The following is a 15,543-nucleotide window of genomic DNA, read 5'->3' on the forward strand; positions in this document are numbered from 1 at the left end:
GTCTGGCTGCGGCCTGCGGGAACGTTCCCGCCTGCACGGGTTGATTTACTGTCAACGCGCTGCAACCTATAATAGTTCTCCAATTCCTGCATCTGGCCTGTAACAGTCGTGGCAAAATATGAGCAGCTGGTGGCGCAGATTCGCCAGCAAATTGAGAGCGAAATCTGGCTGCCGGGGGAAAAACTGCCCTCGCTGCGCGAGCAGGTGGGCCTGAGCGGCGTGAGCCTGATGACGGTGATGCACGCCTACCAGGTGCTGGAGAGCCAGGGCTGGATCCAGTCACGCCCGCAGTCCGGCTACTACGTGGCGCCGCGCGCCGAATTCCTCAGCCAGCCGGTCAGCCATCAGAAGCTGCAGCTGGCGGAGTCGGTGGATATCAACGCCTTTATTTTCGATGTATTACAGGCCAGCCGCGATCCGCACATCATCCCCTTTGGCTCCGCCTTCCCTGACCCCGAGCTGTTTCCGCAGCGCCAGCTGATGCGCGCGCTGACCACCGTTTCGCACAGCATGAAGGCGGTGGACGCGCTGCACAATCTGCCACCCGGCAACGAGGCGCTGCGCAAAACGCTGGCGCAGCGCTATGCGCTACAGGGGGTGCAGGTGACCCCGGACGAAATTGTCATCACCAACGGAGCGATGGAAGCGCTGAACCTTAGCCTGCAGGCGCTGACCGAGCCGGGTGACTGGGTGGCAATTGAAAACCCGTCCTTTTATGGCGCGCTGCAGGCAATCGAGCGGCTGAAGCTGAAGAGCGTGGCGATCGCCACCGACCCGCAGAACGGCATCGATCTCGACGAACTGAGCCGCGCGCTGCAGCGCTGGCCGATCAAGGCGTTGTGGATGATGAGCAATCAGCAGAACCCGGTTGGCTGCACCCTGAGCAAAGCCCGCAAGCAGCAGCTGGTGGCGCTGCTGGCGCAGCATAACGTGGCGCTGATTGAGGATGACGTCTACAGCGAGCTCTATTTCGGCGCGGAGAAGCCGCTGCCGGCCAAAGCCTTCGACCGCGATGACAACGTGCTGCACTGCTCGTCGTTTTCGAAAAACCTGGTGGCCGGCTTTCGCGTCGGCTGGGTGGCCGCCGGAAAACATGCCCAGCGCATCCAGCGGCTGCAGCTGATGAGTACGCTGTCAACCAGCGCCCCGATGCAGCAGGCGCTGGCCACCTACCTCGGCACCCGCAGCTACGATCTGCATCTGCGCCGCCTGCGGCAGGTACTGGAACAGCGTAAAAATCTGGCGCTGCTGTCGCTGAAGCGCCATCTGCCCGACGGCGCGCGCATCAATGAGTCGCGGGGGGGCTACTTCTTATGGATTGAGCTGCCGGGCGGGGTGAATACCACCCAGCTGTACTACCGGGCGTTAGAGCAGAACATCAGCATTGCGCCGGGTAAGATGTTCTCATCCAGCGAGCAGTACGCGAACTACTTCCGCTTTAACACCGCCTGGTGGCAGGAGCCACACGATGCGGCGGTCGCGACGCTGGGCCGGCTGATCGTCGAACTGATCGCCGGGCCGGCGGCGTTACCGCCCGGCACGCGGGCAGGGGGTTAGACCGCGGCGGCGCTCTTCTGGCCCCAGGTCAGGCGGAACACGTCGTAAAAGTCGACTTCGCCCTTTTTGGTCAGCAGTTTATCCACGCCCTGTTTGATCTCGTCCGGCACCTTGTCGTTGTTAAGAATATCGCTGATCGCCTGCGGCGACAGGGTGCGAATGTAGTACCACTCGCCGTAATAGCAGACGCGAATATCGCTGACGTTGTCGATATCCTCGAAGCGGTATTTCGGCGTCACGTCCAGCAGCATCAGGCCGCTCATCAGTACGATAAACAGCGTCGCGCCCCAGAAGGCCGGCCAGCCGAGAAAGTCGGTGGTAAAGATCAGCGCGACGGTCAGAATGTAGCAACCGTACATCGATGCCCACAGGCCCGGGTGTTTTTTCAAAAAGCTGAAGCTGAAGCGCGGTTTGTTATCGCGTTGCTCGGCGCGATTCAGGCTATCAATCTCGCGCAGCAGAATTTTTTTGACTTCTTCCATGGATTACCTCTGTTATGGAATGCGGACAGAGTGATAGTAAACGCTATTTTTGCCGGTAACAGCAGACACAGTTCACGTTTATCAGGCTATAACAGTTTGGTGAACGGGTGAAAGAGTAGCTGTAAAAGTGCCCGGCGTGTAAACTTGGCTGCCCCGCAGCACCGCGGCGTGCACCGCGGCGTGGTTCGGGATAATGGAGGCGTGAGCATACATGATGTTGAGATTTCTCCCCCTGCTGGCAGGCAGCCTGTTACTCGGATCGGGGCTGCCGGTGCAGGCGCTGGACTGCGGACGAGCGGCCAGCCTGATGGAAAATACCGTCTGCGATGTGCCGGAGCTAAGCTGGCTGGATCGCGTATTCAGCAACGCATTTAATGATGAAGTGCTGCGGGATCCCCCCGGTGTCACGCAACGGATCGCGGCGTGGGCGGCAACGCGTGATGCCTGCCGAAGTGCTGCCTGCCTGCGGGGAGTCTACCTGACCGGGATAAGCCAGCTGCATCAGAGCCCACAAACCTTCGACTGGGAAGGCCAGTGGTGGAACACCAGCGCTACGGCGGGCAACGGCGGGCGGATTAATATCAAGCATCCGGCAAAATGGCAGTACCGCATGGATGTGGAAGCCTGGGGCGGCAGCCATCGTTATGATTTCGGCAGCAGTCTCGATTTTTATGGCAGCCTGGCGCTGAGTTATAACCCTGTCTGGGGAGGTGACTGTGGCCTGATTCTGATCCCCCTGCCGGATGGCCGGTTAAAGGTGAGCAGCGATCAGCACGGAAAGTGTGATGTGCTGCTGCCCGGCATCATGGCCTTCGACGGCATCTATATGAAAGCGCAGGCCGATCCGCGGCCGCAAGCAACGTTACAGAGCCTCGGTATCTTGCCGGATAAAGCCACCGATGAGCGCTTCCGTCAGCTGGTGGGCAGTGATTATGCGCACTATCTGGCCACGGCCACCCGCTTTGTTTACGGTGATGACCAGGATAACCTCGGGGCCACCGTGGTCACGATGTGGTACGAAGGGATGGCCAACCGGCGGGCGGCGATAGTGATGTACACGCCTGACGGCAACATCTGGGCGATGCGCGTGGAACCGGGAGGAAAACAGGGGGTCAGCGTCCATTATGCCACCACCGCGCAGGATAAGCAGGCGCTGCCTGAAACGCTGAAGGCGTGGCGGGCGCGTTTTGCCGATCGCTAACGCTGGCGGGGCAGCGCTGCCCCGTCAGCCTGACGTATCAGTTGACCAGTAAAATTTGCCCTGACGGCGTAATGGCCAGCAGGTCTTTGCCAAAATGTACCGCATCAAAGCGCACGCCGTTCTGCTCCGCGTTACCCAAAATATTTTTGATCATTCTGGCGTTGCCGCTGTCCGCATAGTGGATCGGGCGATAGCGCCAGGTGACGCCTTCACCATCGGCCTGGGGTTGTTCAAGGCTGACTTTCGCCATAAACCGGTTGTCATTGGGGCTGGTCAGGGTGAGCACCAGGCTGTTGTCGCGCCGATCGAAGTGGGTGTCGTAAATTTCCCGCTGGCTGGCCAGCAGATCGTAATAGCCCAGTTGTAGATCTTCCCCGGTGAAGGTGTCAAAAAGTAGCGCACCACCCTTATCGGAGGGCCGGTGAATCAGCCCGGCGGCTAAAAGCAGCACTGTAATCAGCAGTAAACTAACGAGCGCAATTGGCCATTTCATTGATTTTTCTCTGTGTTTCACGGGAAATCAGTGTGTTCAGCTGTACTTCATCCGTGCGCCAGTTACTGATATTCATCGCCAGCTGTTTCGCACCGCAGGCATTTTTCAGCGACAGGGTGTAATTGAGTGATGAGCCATAGGCATAGAAGTAAACGTCCATCGTCATTTTACTGCTCGCCAGCTGCTGGTTAAGGGTGAACAATACCGGCCCCAGCTGGCTGCTTAAATCTTCCGCTGCAGAGAAGACCTCCCAGCCGCGATACAGCTCGACCAGGCGAATATTGCTGTAGACCCCTGCACTGACTTCCGTCATTTCAGACCCCTCGGTGGCGATCTGTCTGCCGAACAGCCAGCCGGCCACCACCAGCAACACCATGCACTGGCACGCCACCAGCCGTCGCCAGAAACGGCTGGGGCGGGGAGGCGTGCTGACGGGCTCTGGCAGTATGGCGGGGGGCCCGGCCTCTGACGGCGCAGGCTCCTCGTCCACCGGTAGCTCCTCGTTCACCGGTAGTTCATCGGCGCGGGTGCTGGTGCTGGGGGCTACCGTCTCTGCTGACGGGCCAGAATGGCAAAAGTCGGCGTCAAGGATATAGCCCTTGCGGGGCAGCGTGCGGATGATACGCTGCTCTTTGCCATTATCATCCAGCGCCACGCGCAGTGCGTGAATCGCATTCGGCAGGCTGTTATTACCGATAACCCGGCGTTCCCACACCAGGCTGGTCAGCTCATCGCGTGAGAGCGGTTGCCCGACATGCTCAATCAGCACCTGTAACAGCTTAAACTGGAACTCGCCGAGCCGCCGCTGCTCGCCGGTTTGCTGATGTATAAGCGAGCCGGACGCGGAGTCAACCAGCCAGTGATGAATAATAAAATCCGTGTTCATAATTCATTTTTCGTTAAATCCGGGGAGATATTTTTACCTGTAACGGAGCGTTTTACCATCAAATTATCCGATTAGTTATCAGTTGAAACTATCTTTTCAGCTGAGGCGTGACTGCCCGAAGGGGAGCCGATACCCGGCAGGCGGACAGGATACCGCCCTGAGTGCTGTCTTATTCCGGTCATTTTTTTGCCATAAGCGGTTCATCCACGCTGGGTAGTGTCGGCTAAAACGCCCGGAGATCCGCCTGTGTTTACTATCGAAACCGTACTGGAAGAACTCAGCCCTCAGCATCGTACCCCCTCATGGCAAAAATCCCTGCTGCGCGTGTTGCTGCACGAAAAAGAGTTTCAGCAGTTCAACCAGAAATACCGCCACCTGAAGGGTCTGGATATGGTGGAACAGGTGCTGGAGTACCTCGACGTCAGCTGCGAACTCAGCGAACGCGATCTGGAGCAGATCCCCAGCCAGGGGCCGGTGGTGATCGTTGCTAACCATCCGCTGGGCACGCTGGACGGTCTGGCGCTGCTGCACGCCGTCTCACAGGTACGTCGCGATGTGAAAATCGTCACCAATCGTCTGCTCAACTGCCTGGAGTCGCTGAGCAGCCTGATGCTGCCGGTGGACAATATGGGCAACCGCACCAGCCGCCAGCAGCTGGCGACGATGCAGGAGCAGATGGAGAACCAGGGCGTGCTGATCTTCTTCCCGGCCGGCGAAGTGTCACGCTTCGGCAGCAAAGGAGTGAAGGATGGCAAATGGAGCCACGGCTTCCTTAAGCTGGCGGCCCGCTACCGCGCGCCGGTGGTGCCGATCCACGTCAGCGGCCGCAACAGCGCGCTGTTCTACCTCACCTCGAAAATCTACCGGCCGCTGTCGATGCTGCTGCTGGTCAAAGAGATGTTCCATAACCGCGGCGCGCGGCTGAAGCTGAAGATTGGCAAACGCATCCCTTACGCCAGCTGGCACGACGGCCACACGCCGGCCAAAGCGCTGGCGGCACGCTTTCGCCGTCACCTGTATCGGGTCGGTGCAGGCAAGCCGGCGCTGTTCCAGACCGAAGCGGCCATCGCCCGTGCGGAAGACCGCGCGGTGCTGAAGCGCGCGCTGGCCTGCTGCGAAGTGCTTGGCCAGCTGCCGGACGGCAAAATGATCTACCTCTACCGCCGCAACGGCGAAGACTACGTGCCGATCCTGCGCGAGCTGGGGCGGCTGCGTGAAATTGCCTTCCGCGCGGTGGGCGAGGGCAGCGGCACCCGTCGCGACCTCGATGACTATGATGATGACTACTATCACCTGATCCTGTGGGACGAAGAGGCGCTGGATATCGTCGGTGCCTACCGCTTTATCCCTACCGCCGAACAGTTAGAGCGCAAGGGCGTCGAGGGGATCTACAGCCACAGCCTGTTCCACTACGACCATCAGATGAACCCGATTCTGATGCAGGGCATTGAGCTGGGGCGCAGCTTTATCCAGCCCGCTTACTGGGGCAAACGCGGCCTTGACTATCTGTGGCTGGGGATCGGCGCATATCTGGCGAAATACCCGCAGTATCGCTACCTGTTCGGCCCGGTTTCCATCTCCGGCGGCCTGCCGCTGGCGGCGCGCGATCTGCTGGTCGCGTTCTACCGCCTGTGGTTTGCCCCGGCGCTGCCGCTGGCCGCCTCCCGCCGCCCGTATCCGGCCTCGCTGCCGGACGTGCTGGCGCAGTTTCACGGCGTAAGTTACGGCGAAGATCTGAAGACGCTGAAGCGCCTGCTGACCAACCTCGGCACCGGCATTCCGCCGCTCTATAAGCAGTATTCAGAGCTGTGTGAAACCGGCGGCGTGCAGTTTATCGATTTCGGCAGCGACCCGGACTTTAACCACTGCATCGACGGACTGGTGCTGGTGGATCTTACCCGGCTGAAAGAGAGCCGCTACCAGCGTTATATTGCGGTGCATCAGCAGGGAGAAGAGGCGGGGACGGCGCAGCAGGGAACCGATGCGGAGATGGCCGAAATGGCCGGGGTTTCGCAGCATCCTGCCAGCGCGGAACACCACGCCACAGCCTGACCGTTAAACTGCACGCATAAAAAAAGAACCCGTCCGTGAGGAGGGTTCTTTTTTTTGTTCCTGCAACAGTTGGTTGCTGAGCAGAGAACCTTAGCAGTAAGCCCGTACCCGCTTAATGCCGATCATCGTTGTGATACTGCAACTGCCTGAGATTAACCTTCCCGGAATGAGTCACCGCTCGCGCCGGGGGATGCTGTCAGTGAGGCTGTAACTTACCGGACCACAGCAGATCAGACAGGTCTACGGTAGATGAACAGGGCTTCAACGTCAAGATTCAACTGATTGTTTTTTGATCTGAGCGAAATGTATACTGATGCACGGTGAGCAGGGATGCCGTTGCGAGAGCTGTGGGTGTTCAGTCAGTGAGGGTTTATCCCGATCGGTAACAGATGGTGCTGCCCGGTTTGCCCCCACCCGCAGAGTGTCGCATGTCCCTGTTACCGGGTACAAACCGTGAAGGGAAGCTCAAGGGCATTCATGGCGCTGTGCGCACTCCCGTAACAGGGAGAAAGTGATGGAAATTGCCTTGCTGGTGCTTGAGTTAATCAACGCCGTGCTGCAAATCATCGTTGCGATACTGCAACTGACCGGCCGTCTGTAATGGCCGGAACTTGAATAAGGGACAGCCTCACCGGGCTGTCCTTTTTTCGTATTTATACGACTTTATGTGACGCTTATCTGATTCTGTTATCTGTAACGCGCTGATCTACTTCATTTCTCTTCTTTCATTACTCCCAGCCTAACGACCCAGCGCCGTGCGTAATTGTGGCGTCATGACTCTGCGCGCACACTGACAGGTCTGAGTGCGGCAACGCACGCCCACCGCCTGCCGGAGGTCACACCATGCATTCCCCTGCCACACCCCGCGCCTGGGATACGCGTCGCCGCGAAAAGCAGCGGCGTATCGCCAGCCTCGGCCTGCCCGATAAAGTCCTGCCCACCGACGCGCTGGTCGCCATGCTGGAGGCGCTGATCGCCCCTGGCGACCGGGTAGTGATGGAGGGCAATAACCAGAAGCAGGCCGACTTCCTCTCGCGCTCGCTGGCGCAGGTGGATCCGCAGAAGCTGCACGATCTGCATATGATCATGCCCAGCGTCGGCCGCAGCGAACATCTCGATCTGTTTGAAAAGGGCATCGCCCGCCGGCTGGACTTCTCCTTCTCCGGGCCGCAGAGCCTGCGCATCTCTCAGCTGCTGGAAGACGGGCTGCTGGAGATCGGCGCGATCCACACCTATATCGAGCTCTACGCCCGCCTGTTTGTCGATCTGACCCCCAACGTGGCGCTGGTGGCCGGCTTTAAGGCCGATCGCAAGGGCAACCTCTACACTGGCCCCAGCACCGAAGATACCCCGGCGCTGGTTGAGGCCGCCGCCTTTCACGACGGTATCGTCATCGCGCAGATCAACGAGCTGGTGGATGACGAAAGCGACCTGCCGCGGGTGGATATCCCCGGCTCCTGGATCGACTTTGTGGTGGTGGCCGATCGGCCGTTCTTTATCGAGCCGCTGTTCACCCGCGATCCGCGGCTGATCAAGCCGGAACAGATCCTGATGGCAATGATGGCGATCAAGGGGATCTACGCCGAACATCAGGTGCAGTCGCTGAATCACGGTATCGGCTTTAACACCGCCGCCATCGAGCTGCTGCTGCCGACCTGGGGCGAACGGCTCGGCCTGAAGGGCAAAATCTGCCGCCACTGGGCGCTTAACCCGCACCCGACGCTGATCCCGGCGATCGAAAGCGGCTGGGTGGAGAGCGTGCACTGCTTCGGCGGCGAGCTGGGCATGGAGAAATACGTGGCCGCGCGGCCTGACGTGTTCTTCACCGGTGCCGACGGATCGATGCGTTCTAACCGCGCCTTCTGCCAGCTGGCCGGTCAGTACGCCACCGACATGTTTATCGGCTCCACGCTGCAGATCGACGGGCTGGCCAACTCCTCAACGGTGACCCGCGGGCGGCTGGCCGGCTTTGGCGGCGCGCCGAATATGGGCCACGACCCGCACGGGCGGCGCCATGCCAGCCCGGCGTGGCTGGCGATGATCGAAGAGCCGGATCCGCTGGCGCGCGGCCGCAAGCTGGTGGTGCAGATGGTCGAGACCTTCCAGGCCGGGGCGAAACCGAGCTTTGTGGAAAAACTGGATGCTGTTGAAGTGGCGAAAGCCGCCGGGATGCCGCTGGCACCGGTGATGATCTACGGCGATGACGTCACCCACGTGCTGACCGAAGAGGGCATCGCCTACCTGTACCGCGCGCGCTCGCTGGAGGAGAGGCGGGCGATGGTGGCGGCGGTAGCGGGTATTACCGATATCGGCCTCGGCGTTAGCGCGCAGCGGGTGGCACAGCTGCGGCGCGAAGGCAAAGTGGCCTTCCCGGAAGATCTCGGCATTCGCCGTACTGACGCCAGCCGCTCGCTGCTGGCGGCGGGCAGCGTGGCCGAGCTGGTCGACTGGTCCGGCGGGCTGTATCAGCCGCCGGCCAGATTCCGGAGCTGGTAATGACGTTGCTGCGGCAGTACGCCGCGACGGAAGCGGAAACACGGGCACGGCGGCTGGCGGCGCTGGCCACCGGCTGCCTGCTGGATGAAGTGCGGCTGACGCCGAAACCGGGGCTGGTTGACCGGCGCGGCAGCGGCGCGCATCAGGATCTGACGCTGGCGCTGATGGAACGCTCCGCCCACAGCCTGACGCCCGCCTTTCAGGCGCTGGCGCTGGCCTGCTGGCAGCAACCGGCGGATGTCGCGCTGCGCCAGCGGGTCGGCCAGCTCGGCCGCGAGGCCGAAGCGTGCATGTTGCAGGCTACCGGCGGCGTTAACACCCATCGCGGCGCGATCTGGGCGCTGGGGCTGCTGGTGTGCGGCGCGGCGATGACGGCTGATTCACAAGATGCCGTCGGCAGCGGTGCAGAGGCGCTGACGCTAAGGGGGAATGCCGCCGCTTTAAGTGGTACAGCGGTGGTTACGTGGGGGGCGAATGCTGCACCGGGCACTGGCGCAGAAACGGCTGCACGGGGGGCGACTATCGCCGTCGGAACTGGCACAGCAGCTGCCACACGCAGAGAAAATGCCACAATCTGCAGCGGCGAACAGGCGATGACTCGTGTGGTGAAAGCCGCCGCCCGTCTGGCGCGGCTGCCGGACGCACAGATGCCCCGCCAGTTCAGCAACGGCCAGCGTGCCAGCGCGCGCTTCCGGCTGCCCGGCGCACGGGAAGAGGCGCAGCAGGGTTTCCCGCACATCACCCGGCTGGCGCTGCCACAGCTGCGCGCCAGCCGCCGGCAGGGAGCAACAGAAGAGCAGGCGCAGCTGGACGCGCTGCTGGCGATGATGACCAGCCTTAGCGACACCTGCGTACTGTCACGCGCCGGGCTGGCCGGCCTGACGGCCATGCAGCAGGGGGCGCGCGCGGTGCTGGCGGCGGGCGGCGTCAGCCAGCCCGCAGGCTGGTCGGCGCTGGTGCAGCTTGACCGGCAGATGCTGGCCGCCAACGCCTCACCCGGCGGTGCCGCCGATCTGCTGGCGGCGACCCTGTTTCTCGATCGACTTTCACGCGGCGGCTGATGCTGCCGCAGCAGGATAAAGAGGATGTTATGCAACAGATAACCTTAACGGTTGCCGCCAGCCGCAGCCTGAACGGCAGAGCGCTGGCCGGCGTGGTCGGCTCCGGCGATATGGAAGTGCTGTTTGTTGCCGGGCCCGGCACCACGCTCGGCGTCACCATTACCACCTCGGTGGACAACAGCGAACGCCGCTGGCAGGCGCTGTTCAACCGGCTGGCCGGGTTCGGCGTGCTGGCGGCCGGGCAGATGACCATTCACGACTTTGCCGCCACGCCCGGCGTGGCGCGGATCCGTATTGAGCAGGTATTTGAGGAGGTGGCCGGTGCGTAACGACAGCAGCTTTATTGAACTGAACGCCCGCCAGCGCGCGCGCCTGCTGCTGGACGCCGGCAGCTTTCGCGAACTGCTTGACCCGTTCGACGGCGTGATGTCGCCGTGGCTGGCCGGGCAGGGCATCGTGCCGCAGGCGGATGACGGCATGGTGGTGGCGAAAGGCACCATCGACGGCGAACCTGCGGTGGTCATCGCCATCGAAGGGGCGTTTCAGGGGGGCAGCATGGGGGAAGTCTCCGGTGCGAAGATGGCGGCGGCGCTGGAGCTGGCGGCAGACGACCACCGCAACGGCACGCCAACCCGTGCCGTGCTGTGTCTGGAGACCGGCGGCGTGCGGTTACAGGAGGCCAATCTCGGGCTGGCGGCGATTGCCGATATCCACGCGGCGATCGTTGACCTGCGCCGTTATACCCCGGTGGTGGGGATTATCGCCGGCACCGTCGGCTGTTTCGGCGGCATGTCGATCGCCGCCGGGCTGTGCAGCCAGCTGATCGTCACCCGCGAGGCGCGGCTGGGGCTGAACGGCCCGCAGGTGATCGAGCAGGAGGCGGGCATTGAGGAGTATGACTCGCGCGACCGGCCGTTTATCTGGAGCCTGAGCGGTGGTGAGGTTCGTAGCCGCAGCGGGCTGGCGGATGTGATGGTGGCGGACGGCCAGCAGGCGGTGCGCCAGGCAATGCGCGACGCGCTGGATCGCGGCGTGCCTCTGCCGCATCGCTCGCAGCGTTATGACTATTATCTGCCGCGCCTGACTGAGGCAGACACGCGGCAGCAGGCGGATGCACGACAGGTGACGGCACTGTTTAACGGGGAGGAACGGCCATGAATCAGCCAACGGGGCGCGGTGAAATCTGGTTGCAGCAGCTGACCGGCGGCGCGGCGCGCATGCCAGGGCTGTGTGCATCGGTGCAGGTTGCGGAGGGTGAGGTGGGCGCTGAACCCGCGCGTTTTATCGCCGTGGTGGCGGACGCGCAGAACCACTATCCGCGCGCGGCGGGCGGGGAGGTCGGCCTGCTGGAGGGCTGGACGCTGGCGCAGGTGGTCAGTGAAACCGTGGCAGCCGATGGTGAGCGGGCGCTGAAGCGGCCAATCGTGGCGGTGATCGACGTGCCGAGCCAGGCCTACGGCCGCCGCGAAGAGGCGTTTGGCATCCACCAGGCGCTGGCCGCCGCCGCCGGGGCGTATGCCAACGCGCGGCTGGCCGGCCACCCGGTGATCGGGCTGATCGTTGGCAAGGCGATGTCCGGCGCGTTTCTGGCGCACGGCTACCAGGCCAACCGGCTGATCGCCTTCAACGATCCCGGCGTGCAGATCCACGCGATGGGCAAGGCGGCGGCGGCGCGCATCACCCTGCGCAGCGTAGAGGCGCTGGAAAAACTGGCGCAGAGCGTGCCGCCGATGGCCTACGACATTGGCAGCTACCACAGCCTGGGCCTGCTGGAAGCGCTGCTGGATATTCGCCAGCCGGACGCGCCGGACGCCGAAGACGTGGCGCAGGTGCAGCAGGCGCTGGCCGCCGCGGTGGCCGCCGCGCGGCGTGACCCCGGCCTGCAGTGCCGCTTGGGAGCGGAGAACCGCCGCAGTTCGTTGCGGGTGCGGGAGATGATGCGCAGCCAGTGGTAGCGGTGAACGAGAGGCGTAATAATGGACGGCACCGCCGTCAGGTGACGCTGCGGCCAAACATCAGGAGGCGAGAATGATTTTTCAGCCACACGATCTGCTCTGGGTAGGAGCGCCTGGCGCGCTGTCGGGCGAGCTGCCCGGCTGGGTGGCAAGCCAGTGGCGCAGTGCGCTGCCGCTGGTGGTGCGCCGCGACAGCGATCCAGAGCAGGGGCGTATTCCGGTGGGCATTCGCGGGCTGAAGCGTGAGCAGCGGGCGGCGGCCTGGGTAGACCCTGCGCAGGTGGTGCGGGTACTGGCCCCGGAAGCGCTCAGCACCCCGCAGCAGCTGCTGGCTTCACCGTTTGTCTCGCAGCAGCCGCTGCAGGCGGCGATTCAGCTGGCGCAGCAGCGCTGGCCCTGGATCTGGGGCATCACCGGCAGCGCCGGCTACGCGCTGGTGACCGAAGTGCCGGTGATGCATCATCAGAGCGACCTCGACCTGCTGATCCGCTGCCCGCAGCCGGTGGCGGAGCAGGCGCTGCGCGCCTGGCAGCAGTTTGTCAGCCAGCTACCCTGCCGGGTGGATACCCAGGTCGAGACGCCGTATGGCGGCTTTGCCCTCGCTGAGTGGCTGCGCGACGGGCAGGTGCTGCTGAAAACGGCCCGCGGCCCGCTGCTGACCCGCCAGCCGTGGGGCCCGCAGCCGTGAACATCCTGTTTACCTTTCCCGGCCAGGGCAGCCAGCGCCCCGGCATGCTGCAACAGCTTCCGGGCGGTGACGAGCTGCTGGACGAGGCCAGCACGGCGCTGGGGGAAGACGTCAGGCAGCTGGATCGGGCGTCAGCGCTGCAACAGACCCGTGCGGTGCAGCTGTGCCTGCTGATCGCCGGGGTGGCGCACGCCCGCAGCCTGCGGCAGCAGAGCGTGCAGCCTGACTTTTGCTGCGGCCTGTCGATCGGAGCGTTTGCCGCAGCGGTGATTGCCGGGGCGCTGAGTTTTGCTGACGCACTGCGGCTGGTGGCGCTGCGCGGCACGCTGATGGAGCGGGCCTTTCCGCAGGGGTACGGCATGACCGCGATAATCGGGCTGGATGAGGCACGGCTGCAGCCGCTGCTGGGCGACGCCTGCTGGCTGGCGAACATCAACGCGCCGCAGCAGCTGGTCATCGCCGGCAGCGATGTGGCGATGGCGGAAGTGGCCGCACGGGCACGGGCTGCCGGAGCGCAGAAGGTGCACCGGCTGGCGGTTAACGCACCGTCTCACTGCCCGCTGCTGGGCACCCAGGCTGAGCAGCTGGCAGAGGCGTTTCAGTCGGTGTCGCTGGCGCGGCCGCAGGCCGCTTACCTGAGCGGCAGCACGGCGCGGGTGCTGTGGCAGCCGCAGCAGATTGCCGCCGACCTGGCTCAGAACATGGCCCGCCCGGTGCGCTGGTATGACGCGATGGTTGCCGCAACAGAACGTGAAGTTGGGCTGGCGGTGGAGATGCCGCCGGGCGCGGTGCTGACCGGTTTAACCCGGCCGGTGCTGAACGGTGGGGAAGCGGTGGCGCTGGAGCAGGGCAGCGTGGCGCTGATTAAACGGCTGGCCGAACGGGCAGTGCAACGGCGCTGATAACGCGGCTGGCTTAACGGGCAGTGCAACGGCGCTGATTACGCGGCTGGCTGAACGGGCAGTGCAACGGCGAGGGTAGCGGAATCGGTTAACCCTGATCTGCCCGTCATGCTCCCGTTACCGTGTTGCCAGGAGCGGGCCGGGCGGCGTCCCAGCCCCTTTCCGCTACCCTGCGGCGGCCGGTCTGCAGGTAGCATCGCGATCCTGTGGTCCCGGGGGAGCCTCTGACCGGCGTTGCATCAGCCGGCCTGCCGTTCGGCCCCCTCACGCTGCCGCCGGTACATGCGGCCCTCTGCCGCCAGCGCCAGCAGGTTCGGATCGTGTTCGCGGTTGCGTTCAAAGACGATGGAGATGGTCTGGCGGCGCTGGTAGGGCGCGGCCAGCTTAAGCAGCTGCACTGAATTTTCATACACCCGTTTCATGCGGCCGGGCAGCAGGGTGTAGCCGACCCCGGCCTGCACCAGGCTGAGCATCGAGAAGATATCCTTCACCCGGGTAACGATCTCCGGCTGGTAGCCCGCCACGGCGAAGGCCTCATAAAAGCCCTGCGAGGTGGCAAAGCCGTCGGCCAGCGAGACAAACTTCTGCTCTGAAAAATCGCGCAGGTCGGCGGTCTGGCCGCTCTCCAGCCCCGAGTTGGCCGGTGCCGCCAGAAAAATATCATCGTCAAACAGCGGCAGCATCTCGAAGCGATTCAGGTCAATGACGGCGTCAGAGGTGACGATGAGGATCGCATCCAGCAGCCCGTCCTCAAGCCGCGCCTGCAGCGTTTCGTTGGAGTCCATGGTCAGCTCCATCTCCAGGTCCGGACGGCGCATTTTCATCCCCATAATCAGCTGCGGCACGGTTTCCAGCGTCAGCGAATAGAGGGTACCCAGCCGGATACGCCCCTGGCCGATCCCGGCGGTCTTGCGCGCCTCCTCGACGCCGCGCGACAGCATATCCAGCGCCTCCTGGCCGTATTCCCATAGCGTATGCGCGGCGGGTAGCGGCACCAGGCTGCGCCCCTGGTGGGCAAACAGCGGGCAGCGCACGCTCTGCTCAAGGCTGTGCAGCGCCCGGTGTACGCTGACGTTGCTGATCCCCAGCGCGTCGGCGGTGCGCGTCAGGTTGCCGCGGTTCATAAAGGCGATAAAAATTTCCAGCTTACGCAGGGTAAATTCCGCATCCAGATTCATAGTGTCCCTTCCTGGCAGGCGTCAGAATGCTAAGACTAGCGTCTGCGTGACGCCCGGGTCTTACGCAATAATGCGATGATGCCGGACGGCCGCCGTTTAATCCACTCCCCCGAGCTGCGCCTGTCACCCCACTGTCATCTTCCCTCAGTATGTTTTAGCCGTTGCTATAACTGACTGGCAGGAGAAACCCGCTATGTCCGCGATCCTGATTGAAAAATTGTGCAAGTCGTTCGGCGGCCAGCCGGTGCTGCGTAATGTCTCGCTTGAGATTGAGCACGGAGAATTTATCGCGGTGCTCGGCCCCTCCGGCTGTGGAAAAACCACGCTGCTGCGCACGCTGGCCGGGTTTGAAGTGCCGGAAAGCGGCACCATCACCGTCGGTGACCGCTGCTACAGCGCCCCCGGTCAGCACCTTGCCCCCGAGCAGCGCGACCTGAGCATCGTCTTCCAGAATTATGCCCTGTGGCCGCATATGTCGGTGGCAGAAAACGTCGAATACAGCCTGAAAATAAAAGGGATGGATCGCGCCATCCGCCAGCAGCGCGTCGACGCCGCGCTGGAGCTGGTCGGCCTGCACGGCATGGGCGCACGT

Annotated in this window: 15 protein-coding genes; 11 read left to right on the top strand and 4 right to left on the bottom strand. The window is 63.1% G+C overall.

What is annotated here, in order from left to right; genetic code table 11:
* Positions 1–108 precede the first annotated feature (108 nt).
* Positions 109–1,557: a PLP-dependent aminotransferase family protein gene (locus NV64_RS11930; RefSeq protein ID WP_101505991.1), complete on the top strand. Its 1,449-nt coding sequence runs from the start codon at positions 109–111 to the stop codon at positions 1,555–1,557.
* Here NV64_RS11930 and NV64_RS11935 read toward each other — a convergent pair.
* Entirely contained in the window at positions 1,554–2,039 is a 486-nt protein-coding gene (locus NV64_RS11935; RefSeq protein WP_056231511.1) for a YlaC family protein, read from the bottom strand. The two genes, NV64_RS11930 and NV64_RS11935, sit on opposite strands and share 4 nt — an antisense overlap.
* Before the next feature lie 211 nt (positions 2,040–2,250).
* Between NV64_RS11935 and NV64_RS11940 the strand changes: the two genes are divergently transcribed.
* On the top strand, positions 2,251–3,240 hold the full coding sequence (locus tag NV64_RS11940; RefSeq protein ID WP_101505992.1) for a hypothetical protein: 990 nt from the start codon (positions 2,251–2,253) through the stop codon (positions 3,238–3,240).
* 37 nt (positions 3,241–3,277) lie between these two features.
* Here NV64_RS11940 and NV64_RS11945 read toward each other — a convergent pair whose 3' ends face one another.
* A complete protein-coding gene (locus NV64_RS11945; protein ID WP_146005481.1) occupies positions 3,278–3,691 on the bottom strand; it encodes a hypothetical protein in 414 nt (137 codons plus the stop codon).
* 16 nt (positions 3,692–3,707) lie between these two features.
* The gene (locus tag NV64_RS11950; RefSeq protein ID WP_101505993.1) at positions 3,708–4,619 is read right to left on the bottom strand and encodes a transcriptional regulator; all 912 of its coding nucleotides are present in this window, start codon (positions 4,617–4,619) and stop codon (positions 3,708–3,710) included.
* A gap of 246 nt (positions 4,620–4,865) precedes the next feature.
* Here NV64_RS11950 and NV64_RS11955 point away from each other — a divergent pair, with 246 nt between their 5' ends.
* The 8 genes from NV64_RS11955 to mdcH all read left to right on the top strand — a co-directional run bounded on the left by NV64_RS11955 (position 4,866) and on the right by mdcH (position 13,773).
* Positions 4,866–6,671 (top strand): lysophospholipid acyltransferase family protein, encoded by a 1,806-nt coding sequence (locus NV64_RS11955; RefSeq protein ID WP_101505994.1) that lies wholly within the window; start codon positions 4,866–4,868, stop codon positions 6,669–6,671.
* A gap of 843 nt (positions 6,672–7,514) precedes the next feature.
* The gene (gene mdcA, locus NV64_RS11960; RefSeq protein WP_056231522.1) at positions 7,515–9,167 is read left to right on the top strand and encodes a malonate decarboxylase subunit alpha; all 1,653 of its coding nucleotides are present in this window, start codon (positions 7,515–7,517) and stop codon (positions 9,165–9,167) included.
* Entirely contained in the window at positions 9,167–10,228 is a 1,062-nt protein-coding gene (locus NV64_RS11965; protein ID WP_101505995.1) for a triphosphoribosyl-dephospho-CoA synthase, read from the top strand. Before mdcA ends, NV64_RS11965 begins: the two co-directional genes overlap by 1 nt.
* A gap of 29 nt (positions 10,229–10,257) precedes the next feature.
* On the top strand, positions 10,258–10,557 hold the full coding sequence (gene mdcC / locus NV64_RS11970; RefSeq protein ID WP_101506007.1) for a malonate decarboxylase acyl carrier protein: 300 nt from the start codon (positions 10,258–10,260) through the stop codon (positions 10,555–10,557).
* Complete coding sequence (locus tag NV64_RS11975) at positions 10,550–11,386, top strand: biotin-independent malonate decarboxylase subunit beta (RefSeq protein ID WP_056231530.1); 837 nt, start codon at positions 10,550–10,552, stop codon at positions 11,384–11,386. The genes mdcC and NV64_RS11975 overlap by 8 nt, the downstream gene beginning before the upstream one ends.
* On the top strand, positions 11,383–12,183 hold the full coding sequence (gene mdcE / locus NV64_RS11980) for a biotin-independent malonate decarboxylase subunit gamma (RefSeq protein WP_101505996.1): 801 nt from the start codon (positions 11,383–11,385) through the stop codon (positions 12,181–12,183). The genes NV64_RS11975 and mdcE overlap by 4 nt, the downstream gene beginning before the upstream one ends.
* Before the next feature lie 73 nt (positions 12,184–12,256).
* Entirely contained in the window at positions 12,257–12,871 is a 615-nt protein-coding gene (locus tag NV64_RS11985; protein WP_101505997.1) for a malonate decarboxylase holo-ACP synthase, read from the top strand.
* The gene (gene mdcH / locus NV64_RS11990) at positions 12,868–13,773 is read left to right on the top strand and encodes a malonate decarboxylase subunit epsilon (protein ID WP_056231539.1); all 906 of its coding nucleotides are present in this window, start codon (positions 12,868–12,870) and stop codon (positions 13,771–13,773) included. The genes NV64_RS11985 and mdcH overlap by 4 nt, the downstream gene beginning before the upstream one ends.
* Positions 13,774–14,012: 239 nt before the next feature.
* Here the strand turns inward: mdcH and NV64_RS11995 are convergent, their stop codons facing one another.
* Positions 14,013–14,951, bottom strand: coding sequence for a LysR family transcriptional regulator (locus tag NV64_RS11995; RefSeq protein ID WP_101505998.1), 939 nt, complete (start codon positions 14,949–14,951; stop codon positions 14,013–14,015).
* A gap of 193 nt (positions 14,952–15,144) precedes the next feature.
* Between NV64_RS11995 and NV64_RS24040 the strand changes: the two genes are divergently transcribed.
* The coding region (locus NV64_RS24040) for an ABC transporter ATP-binding protein (RefSeq protein ID WP_233208975.1) at positions 15,145–15,543 on the top strand (399 nt) is incomplete at its 3' end.

Origin of the sequence: Erwinia sp. B116 (assembly GCF_002865965.1) — a bacterium.
GTDB lineage: Bacteria > Pseudomonadota > Gammaproteobacteria > Enterobacterales > Enterobacteriaceae > Erwinia.